Source organism: Dactylosporangium salmoneum, assembly GCF_039532525.1.
In the GTDB taxonomy this organism is placed as follows: Bacteria; Actinomycetota; Actinomycetes; order Mycobacteriales; family Micromonosporaceae; genus Dactylosporangium; species Dactylosporangium salmoneum.
On record NZ_BAAARV010000037.1, the window covers coordinates 1 to 24,742 of the forward strand.

The 24,742-nt window shown below is 70.9% G+C and carries 23 protein-coding genes; 16 read left to right on the plus strand and 7 right to left on the minus strand.

Features of this window, described 5'->3' with window-relative positions; translation table 11 throughout:
* The 11 genes from ABD352_RS24505 to ABD352_RS24555 all read left to right on the plus strand — a co-directional run.
* The coding region (locus ABD352_RS24505; protein WP_344614812.1) for a CheB methylesterase domain-containing protein at window positions 1–691 on the plus strand (691 nt) is incomplete at its 5' end.
* Window positions 688–1,545, plus strand: a complete 858-nt coding sequence (locus ABD352_RS24510; RefSeq protein WP_344614813.1) for a CheR family methyltransferase — start codon at window positions 688–690, stop codon at window positions 1,543–1,545. The genes ABD352_RS24505 and ABD352_RS24510, both read left to right, overlap by 4 nt.
* A gap of 6 nt (window positions 1,546–1,551) precedes the next feature.
* Window positions 1,552–1,953: a response regulator gene (locus ABD352_RS24515; RefSeq protein WP_344614814.1), complete on the plus strand. Its 402-nt coding sequence runs from the start codon at window positions 1,552–1,554 to the stop codon at window positions 1,951–1,953.
* A complete protein-coding gene (locus tag ABD352_RS24520; protein ID WP_344614815.1) occupies window positions 1,950–2,423 on the plus strand; it encodes a chemotaxis protein CheX in 474 nt (157 codons plus the stop codon). The genes ABD352_RS24515 and ABD352_RS24520 overlap by 4 nt, the downstream gene beginning before the upstream one ends.
* A complete protein-coding gene (locus ABD352_RS24525) occupies window positions 2,420–2,782 on the plus strand; it encodes a response regulator (protein WP_344614816.1) in 363 nt (120 codons plus the stop codon). Before ABD352_RS24520 ends, ABD352_RS24525 begins: the two co-directional genes overlap by 4 nt.
* A gap of 8 nt (window positions 2,783–2,790) precedes the next feature.
* Window positions 2,791–3,273 (plus strand): hypothetical protein, encoded by a 483-nt coding sequence (locus ABD352_RS24530; RefSeq protein WP_344614817.1) that lies wholly within the window; start codon window positions 2,791–2,793, stop codon window positions 3,271–3,273.
* A 133-nt stretch (window positions 3,274–3,406) separates the two neighbouring features.
* On the plus strand, window positions 3,407–4,435 hold the full coding sequence (locus tag ABD352_RS24535) for a LacI family DNA-binding transcriptional regulator (RefSeq protein WP_344614818.1): 1,029 nt from the start codon (window positions 3,407–3,409) through the stop codon (window positions 4,433–4,435).
* Between the two features lie 441 nt (window positions 4,436–4,876).
* On the plus strand, window positions 4,877–6,256 hold the full coding sequence (locus ABD352_RS24540; RefSeq protein WP_344614819.1) for an ABC transporter substrate-binding protein: 1,380 nt from the start codon (window positions 4,877–4,879) through the stop codon (window positions 6,254–6,256).
* A gap of 104 nt (window positions 6,257–6,360) precedes the next feature.
* Window positions 6,361–7,335, plus strand: a complete 975-nt coding sequence (locus ABD352_RS24545) for a carbohydrate ABC transporter permease (RefSeq protein ID WP_344614820.1) — start codon at window positions 6,361–6,363, stop codon at window positions 7,333–7,335.
* On the plus strand, window positions 7,332–8,354 hold the full coding sequence (locus ABD352_RS24550; protein ID WP_344614821.1) for a carbohydrate ABC transporter permease: 1,023 nt from the start codon (window positions 7,332–7,334) through the stop codon (window positions 8,352–8,354). The genes ABD352_RS24545 and ABD352_RS24550 overlap by 4 nt, the downstream gene beginning before the upstream one ends.
* A 55-nt stretch (window positions 8,355–8,409) precedes the next feature.
* Window positions 8,410–10,023: a glycoside hydrolase family 13 protein gene (locus ABD352_RS24555; protein WP_425553628.1), complete on the plus strand. Its 1,614-nt coding sequence runs from the start codon at window positions 8,410–8,412 to the stop codon at window positions 10,021–10,023.
* A 375-nt stretch (window positions 10,024–10,398) separates the two neighbouring features.
* On the opposite strand, the gene ABD352_RS24560 is transcribed toward ABD352_RS24555, so the two are convergent.
* A complete protein-coding gene (locus ABD352_RS24560; RefSeq protein ID WP_344614822.1) occupies window positions 10,399–11,283 on the minus strand; it encodes a hypothetical protein in 885 nt (294 codons plus the stop codon).
* An 88-nt stretch (window positions 11,284–11,371) separates the two neighbouring features.
* Here ABD352_RS24560 and ABD352_RS24565 point away from each other — a divergent pair, with 88 nt between their 5' ends.
* A complete protein-coding gene (locus ABD352_RS24565; protein ID WP_344614823.1) occupies window positions 11,372–13,012 on the plus strand; it encodes an alpha-amylase family protein in 1,641 nt (546 codons plus the stop codon).
* Here ABD352_RS24565 and ABD352_RS24570 read toward each other — a convergent pair.
* Together ABD352_RS24570 and ABD352_RS24575 are read right to left on the minus strand one after the other, a co-directional pair.
* On the minus strand, window positions 12,993–14,678 hold the full coding sequence (locus ABD352_RS24570; protein WP_344614824.1) for a putative bifunctional diguanylate cyclase/phosphodiesterase: 1,686 nt from the start codon (window positions 14,676–14,678) through the stop codon (window positions 12,993–12,995). The genes ABD352_RS24565 and ABD352_RS24570 overlap by 20 nt on opposite strands.
* Before the next feature lie 55 nt (window positions 14,679–14,733).
* On the minus strand, window positions 14,734–15,207 hold the full coding sequence (locus ABD352_RS24575; RefSeq protein ID WP_344614825.1) for a MarR family winged helix-turn-helix transcriptional regulator: 474 nt from the start codon (window positions 15,205–15,207) through the stop codon (window positions 14,734–14,736).
* Between the two features lie 44 nt (window positions 15,208–15,251).
* Between ABD352_RS24575 and ABD352_RS24580 the strand changes: the two genes are divergently transcribed.
* On the plus strand, window positions 15,252–15,620 hold the full coding sequence (locus tag ABD352_RS24580; protein ID WP_344614826.1) for a hypothetical protein: 369 nt from the start codon (window positions 15,252–15,254) through the stop codon (window positions 15,618–15,620).
* Between the two features lie 82 nt (window positions 15,621–15,702).
* Here the strand turns inward: ABD352_RS24580 and ABD352_RS24585 are convergent, their stop codons facing one another.
* Window positions 15,703–16,827, minus strand: a complete 1,125-nt coding sequence (locus tag ABD352_RS24585; RefSeq protein WP_344614827.1) for a geranylgeranyl reductase family protein — start codon at window positions 16,825–16,827, stop codon at window positions 15,703–15,705.
* A 180-nt stretch (window positions 16,828–17,007) separates the two neighbouring features.
* Here ABD352_RS24585 and ABD352_RS24590 point away from each other — a divergent pair, with 180 nt between their 5' ends.
* The gene (locus ABD352_RS24590; RefSeq protein ID WP_344614828.1) at window positions 17,008–18,153 is read left to right on the plus strand and encodes a hypothetical protein; all 1,146 of its coding nucleotides are present in this window, start codon (window positions 17,008–17,010) and stop codon (window positions 18,151–18,153) included.
* Between the two features lie 4 nt (window positions 18,154–18,157).
* On the opposite strand, the gene ABD352_RS24595 is transcribed toward ABD352_RS24590, so the two are convergent.
* Window positions 18,158–18,463: a hypothetical protein gene (locus ABD352_RS24595; protein WP_344614829.1), complete on the minus strand. Its 306-nt coding sequence runs from the start codon at window positions 18,461–18,463 to the stop codon at window positions 18,158–18,160.
* A gap of 10 nt (window positions 18,464–18,473) precedes the next feature.
* Complete coding sequence (locus tag ABD352_RS24600) at window positions 18,474–19,265, minus strand: hypothetical protein (RefSeq protein ID WP_344614830.1); 792 nt, start codon at window positions 19,263–19,265, stop codon at window positions 18,474–18,476.
* A 1,704-nt stretch (window positions 19,266–20,969) separates the two neighbouring features.
* Here ABD352_RS24600 and ABD352_RS24605 point away from each other — a divergent pair.
* Window positions 20,970–21,359, plus strand: a complete 390-nt coding sequence (locus ABD352_RS24605) for a hypothetical protein (RefSeq protein ID WP_344614831.1) — start codon at window positions 20,970–20,972, stop codon at window positions 21,357–21,359.
* On the opposite strand, the gene flhA is transcribed toward ABD352_RS24605, so the two are convergent.
* Window positions 21,319–23,367, minus strand: a complete 2,049-nt coding sequence (flhA, locus tag ABD352_RS24610; RefSeq protein WP_344614832.1) for a flagellar biosynthesis protein FlhA — start codon at window positions 23,365–23,367, stop codon at window positions 21,319–21,321. The two genes, ABD352_RS24605 and flhA, sit on opposite strands and share 41 nt — an antisense overlap.
* A 107-nt stretch (window positions 23,368–23,474) precedes the next feature.
* Here flhA and ABD352_RS24615 point away from each other — a divergent pair, with 107 nt between their 5' ends.
* Complete coding sequence (locus tag ABD352_RS24615; RefSeq protein WP_344614833.1) at window positions 23,475–24,734, plus strand: EAL and HDOD domain-containing protein; 1,260 nt, start codon at window positions 23,475–23,477, stop codon at window positions 24,732–24,734.
* Window positions 24,735–24,742: the final 8 nt, after the last annotated feature.

Genomic DNA, 24,742 nt, shown 5'->3' on the forward strand with positions numbered 1-24,742 from the left:
CCCGCTGCCGGGCGTGGTCCGTCCGCCGAACGTGCCGCCGGGCGGCCCCGCCGCCGCGCCCGCGCCCGCCGCGCCGCGCACCGGCGGCGTCGAGGTCGTGGCCGTCGGCTGCTCCACGGGCGGCCCGGACGCGCTCACCGCCGTCGTCCGCGCGCTGCCGGCCAGCCTGCCGGTGCCCGTGGTCGTGGTGCAGCACATGCCGCCCGTCTTCACCAAGATGTTCGCCGACCGGCTGGACCGCACCGCCGCGCTCACGGTGGTGGAGGCGACCGGGGACATGGTCGTGCGGCCGGGGACCGTCTACATCGCGCCGGGGGACTTCCACATGGAGGTGGTCCGCCGCGGCACCGAGGTGGTGACCAAGCTCAACACCGGGCCTCCGGAGAACTTCTGCCGGCCCGCGGTCGACGTGCTGTTCCGTTCGGTCGCGCGCACGTACGGCGGCTCGACGCTGGCGGTCGTCCTCACTGGGATGGGCCAGGACGGCAAACGCGGTGCCGAGCAGTTGCGCTCGGCCGGGGCGGAGATCGTGGCGCAGGACGAGGCGACGTCGGTCGTCTGGGGAATGCCGGGCGCGGTCGCACAGGCGGGCATCGCGCATGCCGTGCTGCCGCTCGGCGAGATCGCGAACCATCTCATCAGCCGTACCGCAGGTGGCCGCGGCGCGAAGTCCATGGAGGTGACCCGATGACCTTGACAGCCCAGGAGTTCGCCTTCATCGCCGGCCTGGTCCGGCGCGACGCGGCGATCGTGCTGGAGGCGGGCAAGGAGTACCTTGTCGAGGCCCGGCTGCTGCCGCTGGCCCGCCAGTCAGGGCTGCCGACGGTCTCGGAGTTCGTCAATCGCGCCCAGCAGCGTCCCGAGCCGGATATCCACGCGAAGATCGTGGACGCGCTCACCACGAACGAGACCTCGTTCTTCCGCGACGGCGAACCGTTCAAGCAGCTCGTCGACACGGTGCTGCCCGACCTGCTGGTCAGGCGCTCGTCCGCCCGGACCATCAAGGTGTGGTCGGCCGCCAGCTCCAGCGGGCAGGAGCCCTACACGCTCGCCATGGTGCTGCACGACAGCCTGCCGCCCGGCTGGACCTTCGACATCCTCGGGACCGACATCTCCACCGAGATGCTGACCCGGGCCGAGGCCGGGCTCTACACCCAGCTCGAGGTGAACCGGGGCCTGCCGGCGCCGCTGCTGGTCAAGCATTTCGAGCGCAACGGCGCCCACTGGAAGGTGACGTCGACGCTGCGCAAGAACGTGTCGTTCCGCCGGCTCAACCTTGCGGCGCCGTTCCCGCCGATGGGGCCGTTCGACATCGTGTTCATCCGCAACGTGCTGATCTATTTCGATGTTCAGACCAAGCGGACCGTACTGCAGCGCGTCGCGGGGACGCTGCGCCCCGACGGCTGGCTGTTCCTGGGCTCCGCGGAGACCACGATCGGCATCGATGACAGGTTCGAGCGGGTGGTCGCCGGGCGGACCTCCGCGTACAAGCTTCGGGCGGCCGGCAGGGCCGCCACCGCCGTGAGCGCAGTAGGAAAGGGGTGAAGCCGGATGCTCACCATGGTGATCGACGATTCGCGCGCGATGCGCTTGATCCTCAAGCGGATCGTGGCACAGCTGGGCTTCGACGTAGTCGAGGCGGGAAACGGCCAAGAGGCGATGGACTACCTCAAGACCAATGTCCTCGAGGGCGAAGGTGAGATCCCCGGCCTCGCGCTCGTCGACTGGAACATGCCCGAGATGAACGGGTTGGAGTTCGTCACGGCGGTCCGCGCGGAGCCGCGGCTGCGCGGGATGACGCTCATGATGGTCACTACGGAGAGCGAGCAGAGCCAGATCGTCCGGGCCCTGGCCTCGGGGGCGCACGAGTACGTGATCAAGCCCTTCACCCCGGACGCCATCATCGACAAGCTGGCGCTGCTCGGCCTCGTCCCGAACGGAGTCGCAGCATGACCAACCCGACAGAAGAGGACCTGAAGGTCATCGCGGAGCAGGTCTGGTCCTCGTACCTGGACCTGGACGGGGCGAGCCCGCTGGTCCCTTACCCGCCCGAGAAACCGGAAACCGACGTCACCGCGTCGGTTTCCGTCACCGGCGCATGGCGCGGCCACGTGCTGGTGAGCTGCTCGGAGCCGGCCGCGAAGAACGTCGCCGCGGCGCTGCTGGGCATCGACTTCGACGACGTCGCCGAGGAGGACGTGGCCGACGCCCTGGGCGAGCTGGCCAACATCATCGGCGGCAACGTGAAGAGCCTGCTGCCCGAGCCGTGCGCCCTCTCGCTGCCGCACGTGCACGTCGACGGCTCCAACGGCCGCTATCCGTCGGTCACCGAGGTGTGCCACCTCGAGGGCTCCTGGATGGCGGAGTCGGTCACCGTCACTGTTCTGGAAAGCACCGCCGATCTTGCTGGAGCACCCGCATGAAGATTCTGATCGCCGACGACAGCCGGGTGATGCGTCAGATCGTGACCCGTACCCTTCGCCAGGCCGGCTACGAGGGGCACGACCTCGTGGAGGCCTGCGACGGGCAGGAGGCCTTCGACAAGGCGTTGGCCGAGAAGCCGGACCTGGTCCTGTCCGACTGGAACATGCCGCACATGACCGGGGTCGAGGTGCTGCGGATGCTGCGCGCCAACGGCAACCAGGTCCCGTTCGGGTTCGTCACGTCCGAGGGCACGCCGGAGATGCGACAGGCGGCCGAGGACGCCGGCGCGCTCTTCCTCGTCACCAAGCCGTTCACAGCCGACACTTTCAAGGACGCACTCGATCCTATTTTGGGATGATATGAGCTATGTCGCATGTTCTGCCCGTTCCCAAGGCCGTCAGGGATCTCTTTGACGACCTGCTCGGCCGACCGGTCACGGTGAACCCGGCCGACCCCCTCAAAGCCGCCGACATCCCACGGACCCTGGTCGCCCTCTACACCGACGAACGGCTGCAGCTCATGGCCGTGATCGGCATGGACTTCGAGCTCACCGCCTACGCCGGCGCGGCGATCGGCCTGATCCCGCCGGGCGGTGCGCAGGACTGCATCGATGACAAAGAGATCTCCAAGATGATCGGCGAGAACGCGATCGAGGTGTGCAACATCCTCGCCGGGCTGATCAACAAGGAGGGGGCACCGCGGGTCAAGTTGCACCAGACGTTCCTTCCCGGCGGTGGGCCGCCGGCGGACGCGGTGAACTACCTGCTGGCCCTGGGCCGGCGGCTCGACCTCAAGGTGGACGTTTCGGGGTACGGCGGCGGCAAGATCTCGATCGCGCTGGCCGGTTGACGTGAAGCGCTGGGGTTGATGCCCGGATTTATCCCGGATTATTCGGGCATCACACCGGCAAGATCCAGGCCGCCAACGTTGAGTGGGCGACATCGTGCAAAAAATTGCGTAGTCATGCACTACGCTTGCGGGCATGACTCGACGACTCGCTGAGGTGGCGAAGTACGCCGGCGTGAGCGAGGCGACCGTGAGTCGGGTGCTCAACGGCAAGCCCGGCATCTCAGACGCGACCCGCACGGCGGTCCTCACCGCCCTCGACGTGCTGGGCTACGAACGGCCAACCAAGCTTCGCGGCGAGCGGGCCCGCCTGGTCGGCCTCGTGCTGCCGGAGCTGCAAAACCCGATCTTCCCGGCCTTTGCCGAGGTGGTCGCCGGCGCGCTGTCCAAGCGCGGCTTCACCCCGGTGCTGTGCACCCGGACCGCCGACGGAGTGTCGGAGGCCGACTACGTCGAGATGCTGCTGGACCAGCACGTGTCCGGCATCATCTTCTGTGGCGGCCTCTATCACCAGGCGGCCGCGGAGCACGAGCACTACCACCGCCTGCACGACCGCGGCCTGCCCGCGGTGCTGGTCAACGCGGCCATCGACGACCTCGGCTTCCCCCGGGTGTCGGTCGACGACGGGCACGCGGTGGACCAGGCGTTCAACCATCTCAGCTCGCTGGGGCACAAGCGCATCGGGCTGATCCTCGGTCCGGCCGACCACGCCCCGTCCAATCGCAAGCTGGCCGCCTTCAAGGCCGCCGCCGAAGAGTCGGGCACGGTGAGCGAGGACGACGTCGAGCGGGTCATCTTCTCGATGGAGGGCGGACGGGCCGGCGCCACCAGGCTCATCAAGCACGGCGTCACCGGCATCATCTGCGCCTCCGACGTGCAGGCCCTCGGCGCGATCCGGGCCGCCCGCCGGCTCGGCCGCGAGGTGCCCGACGACGTGTCGGTGGTCGGCTTCGACGACTCGCTCTTCATGAACTGCACCGACCCGCCGCTGACCACGGTCCGCCAGCCCATCCAGGCGATGGGCCAGGCCGCCGTGACCCTGCTGGTGAGCCAGGTGGCCGGCACGCTCGTGCCGACCGAGGAGATGCTGTTCGAGCCCGAGCTCGTCGTGCGCGGCTCGACCGGCGCCCTGCAGGAGGCGGCGCGGGCCACCACTGCCGCGTAAAAGTTCCCCGGTTACCACAGAGCCCTACGACTCCTACGGGATGTCGTGGGGCTCTTTGCATCGTTTCTACAACGGCTTTTCGAGCCCCTTATGGCCCCCAGTGACCGGCCCCGGGGGCCGGTCACTGCGCGTTTTCGGGCGATTCTGTGCAAGTTGAAGGCCCATGGGAGCGCGCCCGTGCAAATGGCTGCCCAAAGATCATTAAAATTTTGCAACGAGCCATGGACTTCTTGTGCGACGTGAGCCTAATCTCTTGCCTACGTCAGGGCGGAAACCCTGACGCGATGCGATGGAAACCGATCAGTAACGCGCTTGATGCACCCCGGCAGCCGGCGCCCGGCTGCTCTTCCGTGCGAGCGGTCAAGGTTGGACGCCCCGGCCGCCCGCACGGCCTCCTAATCCACGGGTCGGATGTCTTACACACCCCAACAAGGAGCGACGATGAAGTTCTCACGTACCACGACGATGGCGGTCGCCATCGTGGGTGCGCTTGCGCTGGGCAGCACGCTCACCGCGTGCAGCTCGGACGACGACAAGGACAAGACCGCAGACGCGAACGCCGCCGTCACGCTCGACGTCGTGGGTCTGCTCCCCGGTGCCAAGCCCGAGGCGCAGCAGGCGCTCGCCCAGGAGGTGACGGACTTCCAGAAGGAAAACCCGAACATCACGGTCAAGACCCACGACTACGAGTGGAAGGCCACCACGTTCGCGGCCGACCTCGCGGGTGGCACGCTGCCGAAGGTGTTCGAGATCCCCTTCACCGACGCGAAGACGCTGATCGCGAACCAGCAGATCTCCGACATGCAGGACCAGCTCAGCACGCTGTCGTACGCGGCGAACTTCAACAAGAACCTGCTGCAGTACGGCCAGGGCGACAACGGCCACGTCTACGCCATCCCGGCCAAGAGCATCTACGCGGTCGGCCTGCACTACAACCGTGACCTGTTCACCCAGGCCGGCCTCGACCCGAACAAGCCGCCGACGACCTGGGACGAGGTCCGCGCGGACGCCAAGGCCATCGCGGACAAGACCGGCCAGGCCGGCTTCGCCCAGATGTCCAAGGACGGCACCGGCGGCTGGCAGCTGACCGTCGACACCTACGCCCGCGGTGGGCGCATGGAGGACGGCAAGAAGGCCACGCTGACCAACGACGCGACCAAGGCCTCGCTGCAGTTCCTCAAGGACCTGCGCTGGACCGACAACTCCATGGGCGCGAACTTCAGCTACGACTGGTCGGGCATCAACCAGGCCTTCGCCGCCGGCAAGCTCGGCATGTACACCTCGGGTCAGGACGTCTACACGAGCCTCGTGCAGACCAACAACATCAACCCGAAGTCGTACGGCCTCACGATGATCCCGCTGACCGGTAGCGACGCCGGCGTGCTCGGTGGTGGCACCATGGCCGCCGTGTCCAGCAAGGCCAACGCCAACGAGAAGGCCGCCGCGATCAAGTGGATCGACTTCCACTACCTGCGCAAGTACACCAAGCAGGAGGCCGCGGCCAAGAACGCCGAGACCATGGTGGCGAGCAAGCAGCCCGTGGGCACCCCTGAGCTGCCGATCTTCTCGCAGCAGCAGTACGAGACCTACCAGGGCTGGATCAAGTCCTACGTGAACGTCCCGCTGGACCAGATGACCACCTTCACCAGCAAGGTGTTCGACGCCAAGCTCGTCAACGAGCCGGCCGTGGCCACCCAGGACGTCTACAAGTCGCTCGACACGGTCGTCCAGGCCGTCCTGACCGACAAGAACGCCAACATCGACCAGCTCCTCACCGACGCGAACACCAAGGCGCAGCGCGCCATCGACGCGGCCGGCTGATCGCTCACCACATCATCAACAACCCGTAAGTAGTGGGCCGCCGGGCGACCGGCGGCCCACACCGGGGGCGATGCCCCCGAATCCAGGACGAGGAGTGATGTGTCGTGAGCGCTTTGGGTGCCCCTCGGCGGACCGACGTCGCCAGGGGCAATCACGAGCGGGGGACGGGCGCGCGGGTTCGCCGCCGCAGCCCGAAGACCTGGGCCCAGCGTGGCGGACTGAGCTCGATCGTGTTCGCGCTGCCGCTCCTGCTCATCTTCGGGATCTTCTCCTGGTGGCCGATCGTGCGGTCGGTCGTCATGAGCTTCCAGAAGACGAACCTCGTCGGGGATCCGAAGTGGGTCGGCTGGAAGAACTTCGAGTACGTACTGACCGACCCCGACCTGCCCACGGCGATCCGCAACACCCTCGTCTTCGCGCTGCTGGCCCTGGTGATCGGCTTCCCGATCCCGCTCGTGGCCGCGGTGCTCATCAGCTCGGTGCGCCGGCGCAAGGGCCTGTACTCGGCGCTGGCCTACCTCCCGGTCGTGGTGCCGCCGGTCGTCGCCGTCCTGCTGTGGAAGTTCTTCTACGACGGCGCCAAGGACGGCGTGTTCAACACCCTGCTGGGCTACATCGGCCTCGGCCCGTACACCTGGCTGTCGAGCCCGTCCCTGGCCCTGCCCGCCCTCGTCCTCGAAGCGACGTGGGCCGCGGCGGGCGGGACGGTCATCATCTACCTGGCCGCGCTCATCAGCGTCCCTGACGAGCTGTACGACGCCGCCGAGGTCGACGGCGCCGGCATCTGGCGCAAGATCTGGCACGTGAGCATGCCGCAGCTGCGCGGCGTCCTGCTCATCACGTTCATCCTGCAGATCATCGGTACCGTGCAGGTGTTCCTGGAGCCGTACCTGTTCACCGACGGCGGCCCGGCCAACGCCACGCTCACGATCCTTCTGATGATCTACGACTACGGCTTCGGCCGGTCCCTGGGCGGGAACTACGGCGCGGCGACGGCCCTGTCCGTCATGCTCGCGGCCTTCCTGGCGATCCTGTCCCTGATCTACTTCAAGCTCACGTCCGGCTGGAGCAAGTCGTGACCGGCCGACACATTTCCGAGGGGAAGACGAGCGCCATGACCCTCCCGCAGACCGCCGTCACCGAGCCCACCGACATCGCCGGTGTGGCCGGCGCAGTCCGGGTCGCGCGGCCGGTCCGCAAGCGCAAGGCCTCCAACTTCGAGGGCGGCCGCGGCTACGTCTCCGAGCAGGACTGGCGCATCCCCAGCGTCAGCTGGACCATGCGCATCCTGCACGGGATCCTGCTGGTGCTGCTGCTCTTCGTCGGCGTCGGGCCGATGCTGCTGCTGGCGAAGTTCGCCGTCACGCCCACGCAGGACATCATCCGCACGCCGCTGGCGATCTTCCCGCACGGCATGCGCTGGGAGAACATCTCCGAGGCGTGGAACGACGTCAAGATCAGCCGCTACTTCCTCAACACGATCTGGCTCGCCGCCGGCTCGTGGTTCGTGCAGCTGCTCGTCGCGACCACGGGTGGCTTCGTGCTGTCCGTCCTGCGGCCGGCCTGGGCCAAGATCGTCAACGGACTGGTGATCGCGACCCTGTTCGTGCCGAGCGTCGTGCTCCTGGTGCCGCTGTACCTCACGATCCTCAACCCGCCGCTGATCGGCACGTCGCTCATCAACAACTTCCTGGCCGTCTGGCTGCCGTCCGGCGCGAGCGCGTTCAACGTCGTGATCGTGACGCGGTTCTTCGACGGCCTCCCGCGCGAGGTGTTCGAGGCGGCCAGGGTCGACGGTGCCAGCGCGTTCCGGCTGTTCTGGTCGGTCGTGCTGCCCATGTCCAGGCCGATCCTCGGCGTCGTGTCGGTGTTCGCGGCCATCGCGAGCTGGAAAGACTTCCTGTGGCCCATGCTGGTGCTCAAGGATCCGACGAACCAGCCGCTGTCGGTGCGCCTGCCCGCGATCGCGTCGCAGACGGACCTGGGCGTGTTCCTCGCGTCCCTGGCCATCTCGACGCTCATCCCGGTCGTGTTCTTCCTGATCTTCCAGCGCATGTTCCTCTCCAGCGCCGGTTTGGGAGGGGCCGTCAAGGGCTGAGCACCCTGCCGGCGGTCACCAAAGCGTTCAACACATCCCCACTCAAACTTTCAAAGTGCGAGAAAGCAGGTTCCACGTGGCCGACCAGACCCACCAAGCATGGTGGCGCAGTGCCGCTATCTACCAGGTGTACTTGCGGAGCTTCGCCGACGGCAACGGCGACGGCGTCGGCGACCTGGCAGGCCTGCGTTCCCGCCTGCCGTACCTGGCCGGCCTCGGGATCGACGCGATCTGGATCGTGCCGTGGTACCCCTCGCCGCTGGCCGACGGCGGCTACGACGTCGCCGACTTCCGGGCCATCGACCCGATCTTCGGCACCCTCGCCGAGGCCGAGAAGCTCATCGAGGAGGCCCACGCCGCGGGCATCCGGGTGATCTGCGACATCGTGCCGAACCACTGCTCCGACCAGCACGCCTGGTTCCAGAAGGCGCTGGCCGCGCCGTCCGGCTCGCCGGAGCGGGACCTCTTCTGGTTCCGCAAGGGCCGCGGTGAGCACGGCGAGCTGCCGCCGACCGACCTGCAGTCCATCTTCGGCGGGCCGGCCTGGACCCGGGTCGCGGACGGGGAGTGGTACCTGCACCTGTTCGCCCCCGAGCAGCCCGACTTCAACTGGGACCACCCGGCGGTGCGGGCCGAGTTCGAGGACATCCTGCGGTTCTGGCTGGACCGGGGCATCGACGGCATCCGGATCGACTCGGCCGCCGTGCTCATCAAGGACCCGCTGGTCAGCGACACGTACGAGGACAACGACGGCATCCACGAGGTCTACCAGTCGTGGCGGCGCATCGCGGACACCTACAGCCCGTCGCGCGCCCTCATCGGCGAGGTCTGGCTGCCCGACCACGAGGCGTTCGCCCGGTACCTGCGCCCCGACGAGCTGCACACGGCGTTCAACTTCGCCTTCCTGGGCGCGCCGTGGGAGGCCGACAAGTTGCGGTACGAGATCGACATGACCCTCGAGGTGCACGCCCCGGTGGCCGCCCCGGCGACCTGGGTGCTCAGCAACCACGACGTGACCCGCGAGGTGACCCGCTTCGGCCGCGAGGTGACCAACTTCGCCTTCGCCGACAAGCGCCGAGACGTGCCGTCCGACCTCGCGCTGGGCACCCGCCGGGCGCGGGCCGCGGCGCTGCTCACCATGTCCCTGCCCGGCGCGTACTACCTCTACCAGGGCGAGGAGCTCGGCCTGGAGGAGGTCGAGGACCTCGACGACGCACTGCGCGAGGACCCGATGTTCCATCGCTCCGGGGGCGTCGACCCCGGCCGGGACGGCTGCCGCGTGCCGCTGCCCTGGTCGGGGTCCACGGCGCCGTTCGGCTTCAGTCCGTCCGACGCCACCGGCACGCCGTGGCTGCCGCAGCCGGCGCACTGGGCCGAGCTCTCCGTCGCCGCCCAGCAGGGCGTGCAGGGTTCCTTCCTGGAGCTGTACTGCGAGGCGCTGCGCATCCGGCGCGAGGACCCGGCCCTGGGCGACGGGCCGATGCGCTGGCTGGAGTCGGAGCCGCACGTGCTCGCCTTCGCGCGGGACGACTCATTCGCCAACGTGACCAACCTGGGCACCGAGGCGGCGGTGCTGCCGCCGCACCGGGAGGTGCTGCTCAGCAGCGTGCCGCTGAACGAGGACGGCACGCTGCCGCCGGACGCCTCCGCCTGGATCAGGCTCGCATAGATCACGGGGTTCCATGACGCCGGGCGGTCGCACAAGTTGGCGGGTGCGACCGTCCGGCCCTTTTCGCTCTCAGGGTCCGACTCTTAACTGTTAAGGCCTCCGGGCATCGCGAGGGTTAACTGTTAAGGCTCGGTTCAACCTTGAGGGCCCGGCACGGGTGCGAATAGGTTTCTTCCCAAGGAAAAGACTTCCTTGTGGAGGCGGCACATGCGTTCCACCCTAACCGTCGCGGCGACATCCCAGCCGTTCCGATGGTGACGCCGGGTATTTCCGGGAACAGAGGCGGGGCGCTGGCCACACCGGCGCCCCGTTGTTCTTCCCTACCGTCCAAGGTGCTGCGATCGACACTGTCGAAAGTGTTGTGAGCAGCGCGAACTACTCCCAGTCCCACCGCAGTCCATAGCGGCCGGGGCCATAGTCGAGGGCGATCGCGTGGACCGTGTGGCCCACGTCGACCTCCATCGACGTGACCTGTTCGTCCTGGCCGTCCATCTGCTGGAACTGAAAGACGGCCCGCGGTAAGGCGGCGGGGTCGAAACAGACCTCGACCACGTATTCGCGGACCGGCAGGCGGAACTTGCGCTCGTACTGAGTCGCCAGCGGAAACGGCGGATAATTGTGCAGCGCATGTTCGGTGATCACCGTCTCACCCTTGGCGAGCGGCCGGTCGAACAACAATTCGGCCAGTAACAGGCCGCTCTCCGGGTGCTCGACGACCCGCCCCAGCCGGCAGTTGCGCACCGGCTCGAGCCGCGGCAGCGGGTTGCCCGGGACGTCGAGGCGGATGATCGCCACCCAGCGGTCGGGGCCGTCGGCCTCGGCCCGCAGCACCTGCCGTACCAGGAAGGAAATCTCGCCCCGGTCCGGCCCGACGTTGACGCGGTCGTGCTGGCTGAGCCTGGTCAGCCGGGCGTCCCAGCGGGTGTCGATGCCCTGGGCCAGGTCGACGATGAGATCGCGCTCGGACCAGAAGGCGCCGAGCTCCTGGTTCTCGGTGCTCTTGTGCAGGTGGCGCCCGCGCGGCCGGGGCGGCCCGACCAGGGCGGCCAGCGAGCCCGGCTCGACCTCGAGGATCTTCTCCAGCTCGGCCAGGGCGGCCAGCGATTCCCGCCGCTCGGGCCGGCTGCGCCCGGTCTGCCAGTAACTCAGCGTCGCCAGGCTCACCGAGTAGCCCTCCGCACGCAACCGCTCCTGGATGCGCTCCAGCCCCAGACCACGTGCCTGGATTGCGTCGCGTAGCGCGCCTGCGAAGTCGACCATCAGCCCCCCGGGAGCCATCCTCGCGGTCCGGCCCGTGCGCACGCAAGCGCGCGTTTGAGTGGAGCCGGATTCGGAGACCCGAAAATACATGGGCGAGCGCTGGTACACCGAGAGCGTCATCTATTGCTTGGACGTGGAGACGTTCCAGGACTCCAACGACGATGGGATCGGTGACTTTCAAGGCGTTATCAGCCGCCTGGACTACCTGGCCAGGCTCGGGGTGAACTGCCTGTGGCTCAACCCGATCCACCCGACGCCCGGGCAGGACGACGGTTATGACTCGACCGACTTCTACAACGTCGATCCGCGGCTGGGCACCCTGGGTGACTTCGCCGAGCTGCTCCACCAGGCGGCGAACCGGGGCATCAAGGTCATCATCGATCTTGTGGTGAATCACACCTCCGACCAGCACCCGTGGTTCCAGTCGGCGGTGTCGTCGCCGGATTCGCCGTATCGCGACTGGTACGTCTGGGCGAACAAGGAGCCCTCCGACCGCTACCAGGGCATGGTGTTCCCGGGTGAGCAGGCGGAGACCTGGACGTACCATCGCAGGGCCCGCGCCTGGTACTACCACCGCTTCTACGCCTTCCAGCCCGACCTGAACTTCACCAACCCGCACGTGCGCGCCGAGATCAAGAGGGTGCTCGCCTTCTGGATCCAGCTCGGGGTGGCCGGGTTCCGCATGGACGCCGTGCCGTTCATCATCGAGCTGACCGAGCCGGGCCAGCCCGACTCCCCGAAGGACTTCGACTACCTCACCGAGCTGCGCGAGCACGTGCAGTGGCGCCGCGGCGACGCCATGCTGCTGGCTGAGGCCAACGTCGAGCCGGAGAAGCTGCCGGAGTACTTCGGCGACGCCGGCGGCTCGGGCAACCGCATTCACATGCTCTTCGACTTCATGCTCAACGGCCGCCTGGTGCTCGCCCTGGCCCGGCAGAACCCCGAGCCGGTCATCGAGTGGCTGCGCACCACGCCGAAGCTCCCGCCGGGCGGGCAGTGGGCCACGTTCCTGCGCAACCACGACGAGATCGACCTGTCCCGGCTCACCGCCGAGCAGCGCTCCAACGTCTTCGCCCAGTTCGGCCCCGACGACGACATGAAGCTCTACGACCGCGGCATCCGCCGGCGGCTCGCCCCGATGCTGGGTGGCGATCGGGCTCGCATCGAGCTGGCCTATTCGCTGCAGTTCACGCTGCGGGGGACGCCGGTGCTGCGGTACGGCGAGGAGATCGGCATGGGCGAGGACCTCTCGCTGCCGGGGCGCTACGCGATCCGCACGCCGATGCAGTGGTCGTTCGACACCAATGCCGGGTTCAGCAAGGGCGAGCCGGTCCGGCCGGTGATCGCCAAGGGGGAGTACGGGTACGAGAAGGTCAACGTCACCGCCCAGCGCCACGACGACCGGTCCCTGCTGTCGTGGTTCGAGCGGATGATCCGGACCCTGCGCGAGAGCCCCGAGGTGTCCAACGGCGCCTGCGTGGTCGTGGACAAGCCGCTGCCGCCGGGCGTGCTGGCGCACAAGGCCGAGGGGCCCACCGGCACGATGCTGTTCCTGCACAACCTCGGCGTCGAGGACGCGGTCGTGGACCTGAGCGAGCTGCGAGCCGAGGCCAGTCACCCCAACCAGGTGTTCGGGGACCAGGAGTACCCCGAGGTCGGCGACATGTCCGCGCTGACGCTGGGGCCCTACGGGTACCGCTGGATCCGGCTCACGCGGGTGACGGTGTAAGGGGGATCTCGGCCGGCCGCACCGGCCGCCCGAAGAGCCAGCCCTGGCCGAGGTCGCAGCCCAGCGCGGCCAGCCGGGCGGCCTGGTCGGCCGTCTCGATCCCCTCGGCGGTGACCGTCATCTGCAGCATGTGGGCGAGCCGGATGACGGTCTCCACGATCTGCTCGTCGACGTGGTCGCTCTCCAGCTTGCGGATGCCGGCCATGAACGCGCCGGCCAGCTTCAGCCCGTGCACCGGCAGGTGGCGCAGGTAGGCCAGGTTGGAGTAGCCGATGCCGAAGTCGTCGATGACGATCCGCACGCCCAGGTCGGCGATCGTGCGCAGGGTCTGCACCGGCCGGCCGGTCGACTGCATGAGCACCGTCTCGGTCAGCTCCAGCTGCAGGTTGGCCGGGTCCAGCCCGGAGTCGGCCAGCGCGTGCCGCACGTCGTCGAGCAGCCGCGGGTCGGTGCACTGCCGCGGTGAGACGTTGACGCTCACCAGCAGCGGCGTGCCCGGGTGGCTGCGCTGCCAGGCCGCGGCGGCCAGGCACGACTCGCGCAGCACCCACCGGCCCAGCGGCAGGATCATGCCGGACTGCTCGGCGACCGGGATGAAGGTGTTGGGCGAGACCGTGCCCAGGTCCGGGTGGCGCCAGCGCAGCAGGGCCTCCGCGCCGCGCAGGCGGTTTCCGTCCAGCGCCACGAGCGGCTGGTAGACCAGCTCGAACTCGCCGCGCTCGAGCGCGCCGGCGAGGCGCCCGGTGAGGCCGTACCGCAGCAGCTGCTGCGCGTTGCGCTGCTCGTCGAACAGGGCGTAGCGGGCCCGGCCGTCGGCCTTGGCGAGGTAGAGCGTGGCGTCGGCGGCCCGCAGCAGCTCGTCCGGCTCGGCGCCGCGCGCGGCCTGCTCGACGATGCCGATGCTGGCCGACACCGCGAGCTCGTGCCCGTCGAGGAGGACCGGCTTGTTGAGCGCGGCGAGCATCGCCTCGGCCAGCTCGGTCAGCTCGTCGTTGCCCTTCGTGTCGCGCACGACCACCACGAACTCGTCGCCGCCGACCCGGGCCACGAAGTGCCCGGCGGCCAGCACGGTGGAGCGCAGCCGGTCGGCCAGCGCGACGAGCAGCTGGTCGCCGTAGCCGTGCCCGAGCGTGTCGTTGATGGTCTTGAACTCGTCGAGGTCCAGGAAGCACACGCCGATCCGGGTGTCCGGCCCGGCCTCGCGCAGGGCGTCGGCGAGGTGGCGGTACAGCAGCACCCGGTTGGGCAGCCCGGTCAGCGGGTCGTGGTGGGCCTGGTGGTGCAGCTCGCGCTGCAGGCTGTGCTCGGCGTCGGTGAGCGCCCGTGTCCAGGCCCGCCGGATGCGCTCCTGGTCGTCGAGGATCTTCTGCCGGCTGGCCTGCGCGAAGCCGGCGGCGAACCCGCCGATCATCTCGGCCCCGGCCCCCGGCAGCTGGAACAGCAGCCCGATGGAGCGCTGCAGGGCCTCGGGGTTGTTCAGCCCGACGCCGACCAGCGCGGCCCCGGCGGCCGCCCCGGCCTGCGCGTCCCCGCCCCGCAGCGCGGCCGCCTGCCGCTCGAAGAACTTCTGCAGCGCGTCGGCGCCCAGATCCAGGAAGCTGGTCTGCCGTACCGCGGCGACCCACTGGCGGGCGAGGTCCGTCAGTACCGGATCGTCGGCCTCCACCCGCATCACCCCCCGGCGAAGATTACTGCAGCGGCGGCTCTTGAAGAATCGACGCTCAGTGGCGTTCTGCTGCCGGATCCGTGAGCCCGTCCACGAACCGGCCGAGGAGCTGGGCGAACGTGGCGCGCTCCCGCGCCGTCCAGCCCGCGGTGGCCCGCGCGAAGCGTGCCCGGCGGGCCCGGTGGACCCGCTCGCACAGCTCCCGGCCGGCCTCGGTGCGCACCAGCAGCGCCCGCCGCCCGTCGCTCTGGTCGGCCTCCCTCCTGACCAGCCCGGCCTCCACCGCCGCCGCCACGAGCTTGCTGGCCCGCGGCTGCGCCACGTCGAGCGCGGCCGCGACGTCGGTCACGGTGACCGGCCGGCCCTGCAGCTCCGCACCCTCGACGGCGTCGACGACGTCGAACAGCGCGGGATCGACGCCGTTGTCGGCCTCGCGGGACAGTGCCCGCCGCGTCTGCCGCCGCCGGATCGTCACCATGCTGCTCTCGATGGCGGCCATCACCTTGGCGTCCTCGTCCTCGCGATGCATACTCTTTGTTATCTACATTCCTTCGACATGTACTGGAGTGTGCCATGCGAGCCGAGGAGCGTCCCATCGGGTACTGGCTGCGCGAGCTGGACCGCCGGCTGGAGGCCGCCTTCGCCTCGGCCCTGTCGTCGCGCGCCACCACCAGGCGCCAGTGGCAGGTGCTGAACGGCCTGGGCCCGTCGGATCCCTTCTGGGGCCCGGGGGAGCGCCCCTATTCGGAAGTGCTCGGGGAGCTGGTCGACCGGGGCTGGGCCCTGCCGGACGGGACGGTCACCCCCGAGGGCTCGGCGGCCCGCGACGCGATCGAGACCGAGGTGCGCGCGATCCGGGGCCGCTCGCTCGCCGGACTGTCCGACGAGGAGTACCTGACCACGGTCCGCACCCTGGCGACCATGGCGGGCAACCTGTCCTGATCTTCGATAAGTCGGGCGCTGGCGCGCCACGACTTATCGGACTTATACCCCGGCCGCGGATAAGTCCGAAGCGTTGGTGTTTTCAGGCCAGTGCGGCGCGGGCGATCGAGGTCAGGGCGTGCGGGGTCAGGCGACCGTCGCCCAGGCCCAGCTCGATCAGGGCGTCGAACACCCGCTGGTCGCGGTCGGCGGCTCGGACCGCGGCGTCGACGATCCAGCGCCGCTGGCTCAGGGCGGCCGCGGCGCGGGAGTGGCGCAGGTGGCGGCCCAGGCGGGCGCGCAGCGCGGCCCGATAGTGCGCGGTCGGGGTGGCGGTCGTGGCGGCCGCGCCGGCCAGGGCCCCCGAGAGCACCGCGTAGAAGATGCCCTCGCCGGTGAAGGGGTTGATCAGGGAGAGGGCGTCGCCGGCCAGCAGCAGGCGGCCGCCGGCCGGGGGCGGGCGGTGGGTGGACAGCGGCAGGTGGTGGGCGCGCAGGCCGGTCGCGGACGCCGTGTCCACGTCGGGCAGGAGGGCGGCCAGGCGGTCCAGGAGGTAGGCCCGGGAGAGCGGACGCCCGCGCAGCACCTCGCCGTAGCCGATGTTCGCCCGGCCGTCGCCGATGGGGAACGCCCAGGCGTAGGCCGGCCACCCGGCCGGGGTGGTGACGATGCGCTGCTCCGGCGGGAGGTCCGGCGCCGGGGCGTAGCCGCGGATGGCCAGGGCCAGGTGGCCCGGGGCGTTCGGCGCGTGCCCGAGGGCCTTGCGGACCAGCGAGTACGCGCCGTCGGCGCCCACCACGGCGCCGGCGCGGATCTCGCCGTCCAGCTCCACGTGGGTGCCGCGGTCCTCGACCCGGCGCACCGCGTGCTCGCGCAGGACCGCCCCCGCGGCCACGGCGGCGCTCACCAGGCGATGGTCGAAGACCAGGCGCGGGATCGTGTACGCCGGGCGCGCGTGGCGCCGCGCGACCGCCCCTCCGCCCGGGCCGACCAGCCGCAGCGACGTCACCGGGGCGTACCCGGCGGCGAGGTCCGGCACGCCCAGCCCGCGGGCGACGTCGAGGGCGTGCGGGGCGATACCGTCGCCGCAGGGCTTGTCGCGGGGGAAGGCCTGGCGGTCCAGCAACAGGACCGTGGCCCCGGCGCGGCGCGCGGCCAGCGCGGCGGCGGCGCCGGCCGGGCCCGCACCCACCACCACGACGTCGTACCGATCGGGGCCGGCATCCATGGCCCGAGCCTGCCATCCCGCGGTGTCCCGCGCAGCAGGAGAGGCGCGGCCGGTGCTGGAATTCGCCTCCGTCCGACCGGGCGAGAACCGCACGGACGGGGGAGAGGATCGGCCGTTATCGGGGCACGCGGCAACCCACGGGTGTACCGAGGCTTGGCGGGCATCGTTACCCTCGGGCGCATGCCCTGCCCGACATGCTTCTTCCCGGGCAACGCCGCCGCCGCAACCCAGTGCGCCAACTGCGGCTCGCCGTTGACGCCCGCGGCAGGCGCATACCCGGGATCACCCGTCGCCTACGACGTGACGCCGATCTCGAACCCGGGCGGGGCCGGGCAGCCGCCGCCGCAGTACCCGTCGGGCGGGTATCCGCAGGTGGCGCCGCCCGCCGTGTACCCGCCCGGTGTGCCGCAGGTCCCCGCGGGCGGGTACCCGCAGGTCCCCGCCAGCGGGTATCCGCAGGCCCCCACGGGTGGGTATCCGCAGGTCCAGCCGCAGTACCCGCCGGGTGGGTATCCGCAGGTCCAGCCGCAGTACCCGCCGGGCGGGTATCCGCAGCTCCCGCCGGTCTCGGGGGCGCCCTACCCGGGCGTGCCGGTGTCGCCCACGCCGATCTCGGTGACGCCGATCTCCGGGTCGCCGCAGCCGGGGTACTACCCGCCGCTCAAGCCTTCCCGGTCACGCGTGCTGCTGTCGCTGACGGTCATCGTCGTCGTGCTGGTCATCGCCAGCACGGTGATCGCGGTGGTACGGCTGACCGGCGGCAACGGCACGCAGACGGCCGCGGCGTCGGGGACGGCGACGGCGACCACGGCGGCCCCCGCGCCCGACGGCACGCCGCCCGGCCCGACCGCGAACGGCGGGTCCGGGACGGCCACGACCGGGGATCCGAAGGCGCAGGCGGCCGCGGTCGACGCGCTGCTCGACGCCAGCATCGCCAGCCGGACCAAGCTCAACGCGGCGATCGACCTGGTCGGCAAGTGCACGATGATCGACAAGGCGATCGCGGACATGCAGACCGTGGGCACCGAGCGCCAGTCGCAGGTCGACAACATCGCGCGCTTCGACCTCTCGGCGATCCCCGAGGGCGAGCAGCTGCGGGGCATGCTCAAGGAGGCGCTGGGCTTCTCCCTCGCCGCCGACCGCAACTTCGTGCCGTGGGGGCAGGCGCAGCAGGCCAGCGGCTGCAGCGGCGGCGGGCAGGACTACTACGACGAGGCGCAGCGGCAGTCGAAGAACGCCAGCGACGCCAAGGGCCGGTTCCTGGGCGTGTGGAACCCGGTGGCGAGCCGCTACGGGCTGCGCAACCGGTCCTCCAACGATATTTAGGGCGCTACTCGTTGTCCGCGGACCGGCGCTGCGGGAACGGCTCGCCGGCCACCGCCTCGGCGCGCAGCGGCTCGTGGTCGCCCGCCGCCGCGGTGCCCTCCTCGGGCGGGCGCTTGGCCTGCTCGTCCTTCTGTTTGCCGTACCCCCGCGTGACCATGCGGAACAGTCCGAGCATGACCGCGGCAACGGGCACGGCGATGAGCAGCCGCAGCAGGGCCGTCTTTGCGTCGAGCTGGTGGGTCACGAAGCCGGCGTAGAGTGCGGGCGAGGCGAGCAACAACGCCAGGAACAGCGTCGGGTACCGCGCCATGCCCAGCACGTCAGCCGCCCACCAGGCTCAGCCGCTCGCACAGCATCGCGGCCCACTGGTACGGCGTGGACGGCCGCCCGTCCAGCAGCGCCACCGGGACGCGCAGCGACAGCGGGCTCGCCGGGTCGCCGCTGGAGCCGGTGCCGCGCAGGCAGATGGCGTCCACCCGGCGCAGGCCCTGCAGGTGGTGGGCGACGTCCGAGGTCTTGCGGCTGGCGTCGACGACGACCCACACCGTGACCGGGCGGACCGCCTCGACGATGGCCGCGGCCCAGCTGGACTCGTCCAGCGCCGCCTCGACCGCGACCACGCTCGGCGCGTCGGACTTGCGCAGCTTCTTGGCCCACAGGCGGGCGTCGTGCGCGCCGGTGATGCGCCGCTTGCCGTCGATGCCCGCCGCGGCGGCGTTGCGCCCGGCGAACAGGATGTGATCGTCGTCCAGGCGGTGCGCCTCGGCGACGAACCGGGCGACCTCCATCGCGTGGGTCGACTCGCCCACCACGATCAGCGTCTCGCCGGGGGCGTCCGGGGCCGGCTCGGCGACGGGCAGCGCGGCGAAGGCCTCGACGATCGCGCCGTACGTGTCGTCGCTGGTGGCCCGCGCCGCGATGTCGGTCGGCACGCCGAGCGACTGCAGCTGGCGGGCCAGCTGCGGCACGTTCGCCGGTCGCTCGGGCCGCTCGGTGCGCTCGGCCTTCTCGGCCAGGGCGGCGGCGGCCTCGGCGGCGTACGCGCCGGCCAGCCGCTCGCTCGCGGGAGGTGTGCGTGGCTTCTCCACCGTGGCGGTCGCTTCAACAGGCATTACGGACTCCTGCCGGGAATCGGTAGGCCGGTACAGGGCCGGCTCGCTTCGGATAGGTCCAGGTGCCGCTTGATCGGCATGCTCGTACGGCTCGGCGGCGGGGCCGGGCGGCCCGGTCGGCCGCTCCCCGCCCGTCCAGGGCGGCGGTGGTGGCACCGGCCCCCGCGGGAAGGCCCCGCCGAGGAGGCCGAGCCTTGCCGCGCGGGTCGGCGGGGGCGCTGGTGGGCCCCCGCGCCGGCCGCCCCGCTTGCCGTTGCGCAGGGCGGCCCCGGTGGGCATCGGCGAACCGGCCGGCGGCGGTGGCCCCAGGGTTGCGGCCCAGGCCGGGGCGCCCGATGAGGGGGTATCCCAGCCGGGTGCTGCGCCCCAGCCGGCGGACGGCGGCGTGTCCAGGCCGAGCGGGTTCGGGGGCGGTGGCCCCCAGGTCCGTTCGGGCGTCGATCCGTGCGGCACGCCTCGGGATGGGGGCGGTGGCCCCCAATCGGTCACGTGCGGTGCAGCGCCGGGCGGGGCCGATGGTGGTGGTGGGCCCCAGTCCGGCGTGGTCGCGTGTGGCGTGGCGCTGGGTGTGGCCGATGGTGGTGGCGGGCCCCAGCCGGAGCCGGTCGCCGGTTGTTCCGGGGCGCTCGCGGCGCGTACGCCCCACTGCCGGGCGACATCCCAGACGTCGTCCGGGGACCAGTCGGCGGGCACGTCCCAGTCCTGCGTGCCCAGCCGGTCGAGGTCGCTCCAGTCGGCATCCTCGGGATTCGGCAGGTGGGTCGCCAGGGTCGGGGGAGTTGCCGGGGTCCAGGTCGTGGTGCGCGGTTCGGGCGGCTTGCCCTCGGTGGGGCCGGTCGGCTTGGGCGGGGTTGGCGCCTTGGTGGGGGCGGCCTGGTCGGCGAGGTTGGCCGGAGTGGCGGGCCGGACCGCGGGTGCGCCGGCTTCCGGTGCGCCAAGTCCAGCTGTGCCGTTGCCGGGTGCGCCGAGTCCAGCTGCGCCAGCGCCCGGTGCGCCGGGTCCAGTTGCACCGGTTCCGGGCGCGCCAAGTCGAGCTGCGCCAGTTCCGGGTGCGGCGAGTCCAGCTGCGCCGGTTCCGGGTGCGCTGGCTCCGGGGGCGTTGGTTTGGGCTGCGCCGTTGCCGGGCGCGCTCGCGGGGGCCGGGCCGGTGGAGGCGGCGGACGGTGGGGGCGGGGGAGTGGCGGCCCGGCGCATGCCGAGCTTTGCCACCGACTGGTCGGCGCCGGGCCGGAAGGGGCGCACCGACGGCGCCGTGGACTCGGCCGGCTTCCCCGCCGCGGGCCCGAACGGTACGCCGGACGTGGGCGATCCCGGGGGTGAAGCGGTACGGAGCGAGGGCACGGCCGGCCCGGGCCCGCCCGCCGAGGGCGCGGCGGTCCCAGGGGCGGCGGACCGCGGCGATCCTGTCGGCGTGGCGTTCCCGGCGGTGGCCGCGGCGGGCGGTGGCGATCCGGGCGGCGCGGCGGCTCCGGCCCCGGCCGATCGGGCCGGCCCGGGAGTAGCGGCGGCTCCGGGAGCGGCGGCGGCTCCCGAAGCAGCGGAAGGAGCAGAGCCGGGCGGCGGCGCAGCCGACTTGCCGGCCGCGGACTTCGTCGGGTTGGACTTCGGCTTCGCCGGCGCCTTCCCGGCCGGGGGCTCGCCACCCAGCAAGCGGCTGAGGGCGTCGGCGGCGGTGGCGGGGCGCTCGTGCGGTACCGCGGCCGGGTGTTGCGTTTCCTGCTGCGCCTCGGCGAGCAATTCCGCGAATGCGGAAGCCGCCGTCGGATTCTCGCCCTTGCGCTCCGCGGCGTCCGCCATTGCGGCCAGATCCTCGATGGTGAACTGGCGTTTCGGCGTGTCGGCTTGGTCGGGCTCGGTGGTTGGTGGTTGAGTTGTCCCAGCGGCGCCGGACGGAATGTCACCGGGGTCGGGGACCTCGACCGTCAGCTCGTATTTCTGGGTGCCGAAAAGGCCGCCGACGCCACCGGAGCGGACCTTTTCCGCCGAGATGATGACAGCGTCGGGCCCGTGCTCGTCGCGGACTTGCGCGAGCAGTTCTTCGAGGTCACGACCCTCAAGCAGCAACCGGGTAGGCACCGTTCACCACCCCAATAGTCTCAATTCGCAGCGTACTCCCGGTGATCTCTGAGTACGACAAAACCGGCAAACGCGGAAGCGCCATCTGCACCAGGCGGCGCAGCGCGTTGCGCAGTTGTGGGGAACATACGAGGATCGGGCTCACGCCGCGTTCCTCGCCCTGTTCGGTGAGGCGCGTGAGATCGGCCAGAATGGCTTCGGCGCGGGCCGTGTCGATGAGTAGCTGCAATCCGTTGTCGGTCGGGCGCATCGATTCCAGCAGTTGCTGCTCCAGCCGCGGCTCCAGCGTGATCGCGGTGAGCATGCCGTCGTGCGAGTAGCGGTTGGCGATGGCCGGGCCGAGCGAGGCCCGGGCCGCCTCCAGCAGCGAGTCCGGGTCGGTCGACTGCTTGGCCTGCAGCGACAGGGACTCGAAGATGCGCACGAGGTCGCGGATGGGCACGCCCTCGTCGAGCATGCCCTGCAGCACCTGTTGCACCTGGCCGAGGCTGAGCGCCGACGGGGTCAGCTCGTCCACGACGACCGGGTTGCTGCGCTTGACGACCTCGGTCAGCGCGCGCACGTCCTCGCGGCCGAGCAGCCGGCTGGCGTGCACGCGGACGATCTCGGCGAGGTGCGTGATGATGACCGAGGCCCGGTCGACCACGGTGGCGCCGGTCAGGTCGGCCTGGTGGCGCAGCTCGGCCGGGATCCACTTGCCGGCCAGGCCGAACACGGGCTCGACGCCCGCCCGGCCGGGCAGGAAGTCGAGGCCGTCGCCGATGGCGAGCACGGTGCCCGGCGGCGCCTGGCCGCGGCCGACCTCGACGCCGCTGATGCGCACCACGTACGTCGACAGCGGCAGCTCCAGGTCGTCGCGCGTGCGCACGGGCGGCATCACGATGCCCAGCTCCAGGGCGACCTTGCGCCGCAGGGCCCGCACCCGCTCCAGCAGGTCGCCGCCGCTCGCGTCGACGAGGTCGACGAGGTCGGGGGCCAGTGCGAGCTCCAGCGGGTCGACGCGCATCTCGCCCATGAGCGTCTCCGTCGGGTCCGGCGGCGGCAGTTCGGCCTCGGCGGCGGCCGCGGCCTGCTCCTCGACGGTCGGCTCGGCCTGCTTGGGCAGCCGGGCCGAGACGAGCAGCACCACCCCGCCGGCCAGCAGGAACGGCAGCTTGGGCAGGCCGGGCACCAGGCACAGGGCCAGGGCCGCGCCGCCGCCGATCTGCAGGGCGCGGCGGTTCTGGCTGAGCTGGCGGCTCACCGTGCTGCCCATGTCGCCGTCGTTGGCCGAGCGGGTCACGATGAGGCCGGTCGCGACCGACAGCAGCAGCGCCGGGATCTGCGAGACCAGGCCGTCGCCGACGGACAGCAGCGAGTACGTCGAGATCGAGTCCTGCGGCGACAGCCCGCGCTGCAGCATGCCGATCGCGAAGCCGCCGACGAGGTTGACCGCCGTGATGATCATGGCGGCGATGGCGTCGCCCTTGACGAACTTCGAGGCACCGTCCATGGCGCCGTAGAAGCTCGCCTCGGCGGTGATCTCGCCGCGGCGCTTGCGGGCGGTGCCCTCGTCGATGAGCCCGGCGTTGAGGTCCGCGTCGATCGCCATCTGCTTGCCCGGCATCGCGTCGAGCGTGAACCGGGCGCCGACCTCGGCCACCCGCTCGGCGCCCTTGGTGATGACGATGAACTGGATGATGAACAGGATCAGGAAGATGACCAGGCCGACGATGAGCGAGCCGCCGACGACGAAGTGGCCGAACGCGTCGATGACGTGGCCGGCGAAGCCGTTGGTGAGCACCAGCCGGGTCGCGCTGATGTTGAGGGCCAGCCGGAACAGCGTGGCGATCAGCAGCAGCGACGGGAACGAGGAGAACTCGAGCGGCCGCTTGACGTACATGCTGACCAGGACGATGACCAGCGCGAGAGTGATGTTCGCGGCGATCAGCGTGTCGAGGATGAACGACGGCAGCGGCACGACCATCATGAGGATGATCAGGACGATGCCGATCGGCACGATGTACTGCGAAAGCCGCTTCGGCACCGCGTGCAGTTCCTCTCTCCCTCGGTCGCTGTCCCCCTGATCGGTGCCGAACGGGTAGTTCTGAGGGTTTTCCTTTGGTTGCAGCGCCGGATGCCGATCGTCCGGGCGTGCAGCCCGCAGCAACGCCCTCCTCCCGCACCGACTCCACCCAGCTGGTGCACATCGGCCGCCAGCCCATCTACGACTGGGGCGGCCACGTCGTGGGCTACGAGCTGCTCTTCCGCGGCGCCGCCGACGACATCGAGGCCACCCGCCGCAGCTCGTACGCGACCAGCCAGGTCATCGTCAACGCGTTCACCGAGTTCGGGCTGGAGCAGCTGGTCGGCGGGCGCAAGTGCTTCATCAACCTGACCCGCGAGTTCCTCGTCGGCGACCTGCCGCTGCCGTTCGACCCCGACCACGCCATCCTCGAGATCCTGGAGACGGTGGAGATCGACTCGGCGGTGCTGGCGGGCACGGCGCGGCTGGTCGAGCAGGGGTACGAGATCGCCCTCGACGACTTCGTCTTCGGCCTCGGCCACGAGCGGCTGCTCGGGCTGGCCGCCTACGTGAAGCTGGACCTGCTGATCCGCGAGCCCGACGAGCTCGCCGTGGTGGTCGACCAGTGCCGGCGCTTCCCCGGGGTGAAGCTCGTCGCCGAGCGCCTGGAGACCGAGGAGCACATCCTGCTGGCCAAGCGGTTCGGCTTCGACCTGCTGCAGGGCTACGCGGTCGGCCGACCGCAGGTGCTCAGCGCGGTCGCGCTCTCCCCGTCCCGGCTGCGCCGCCTGGAGCTGCTCGGCGCGGTGACCGCCGAGGACGCGGACCTGACCAGGGTCGTCTCGATCGTGCAGAGCGATCCGGCGCTGTCCTACCGCGTGCTGCGCGCGACCAACTCGGCGGCCACCGGCCTGCCCCGCAAGGTCGCCTCGGTGCGCGACGCGGTGGTGCTGCTCGGCTCGGCCAAGATCCGCCAGTGGGCGGCCCTCATGCTGGTCAGCGACGTGGCCGAGTCGGCCAGCGAGGAGCAGCTGTCGGCCACGATGGCCCGGGCCCGGCTGTGCCAGACGGTGGCCGAGCGCCTCGGGCTGTCCGGCGAGGCGGCGTTCACCGTAGGGCTGCTGGCCGGCGTGGCCGAGCTGATCTCCGAGCCGATCGCCGAGATCGCCTCCCGCCTGCCGCTGACCGTCGAGGTGGTGGAGGCGCTCGTCGACGGGCACGGCCGGCTCGGCCAGGTGCTCGCCGTGGTCCGCGCCTACGAGCTCGCCGACGAGCAGGCGCTGGCCGCGTCGCCGGTCTCCTCCGGGGAACTGGCCAAGGCGTACCTCTCCGCCGTGGGCTGGTCGATGAAGACCATCGAGGGCGCGCTGGGCAGCGGCGTCGTCTGAGCGAAGAG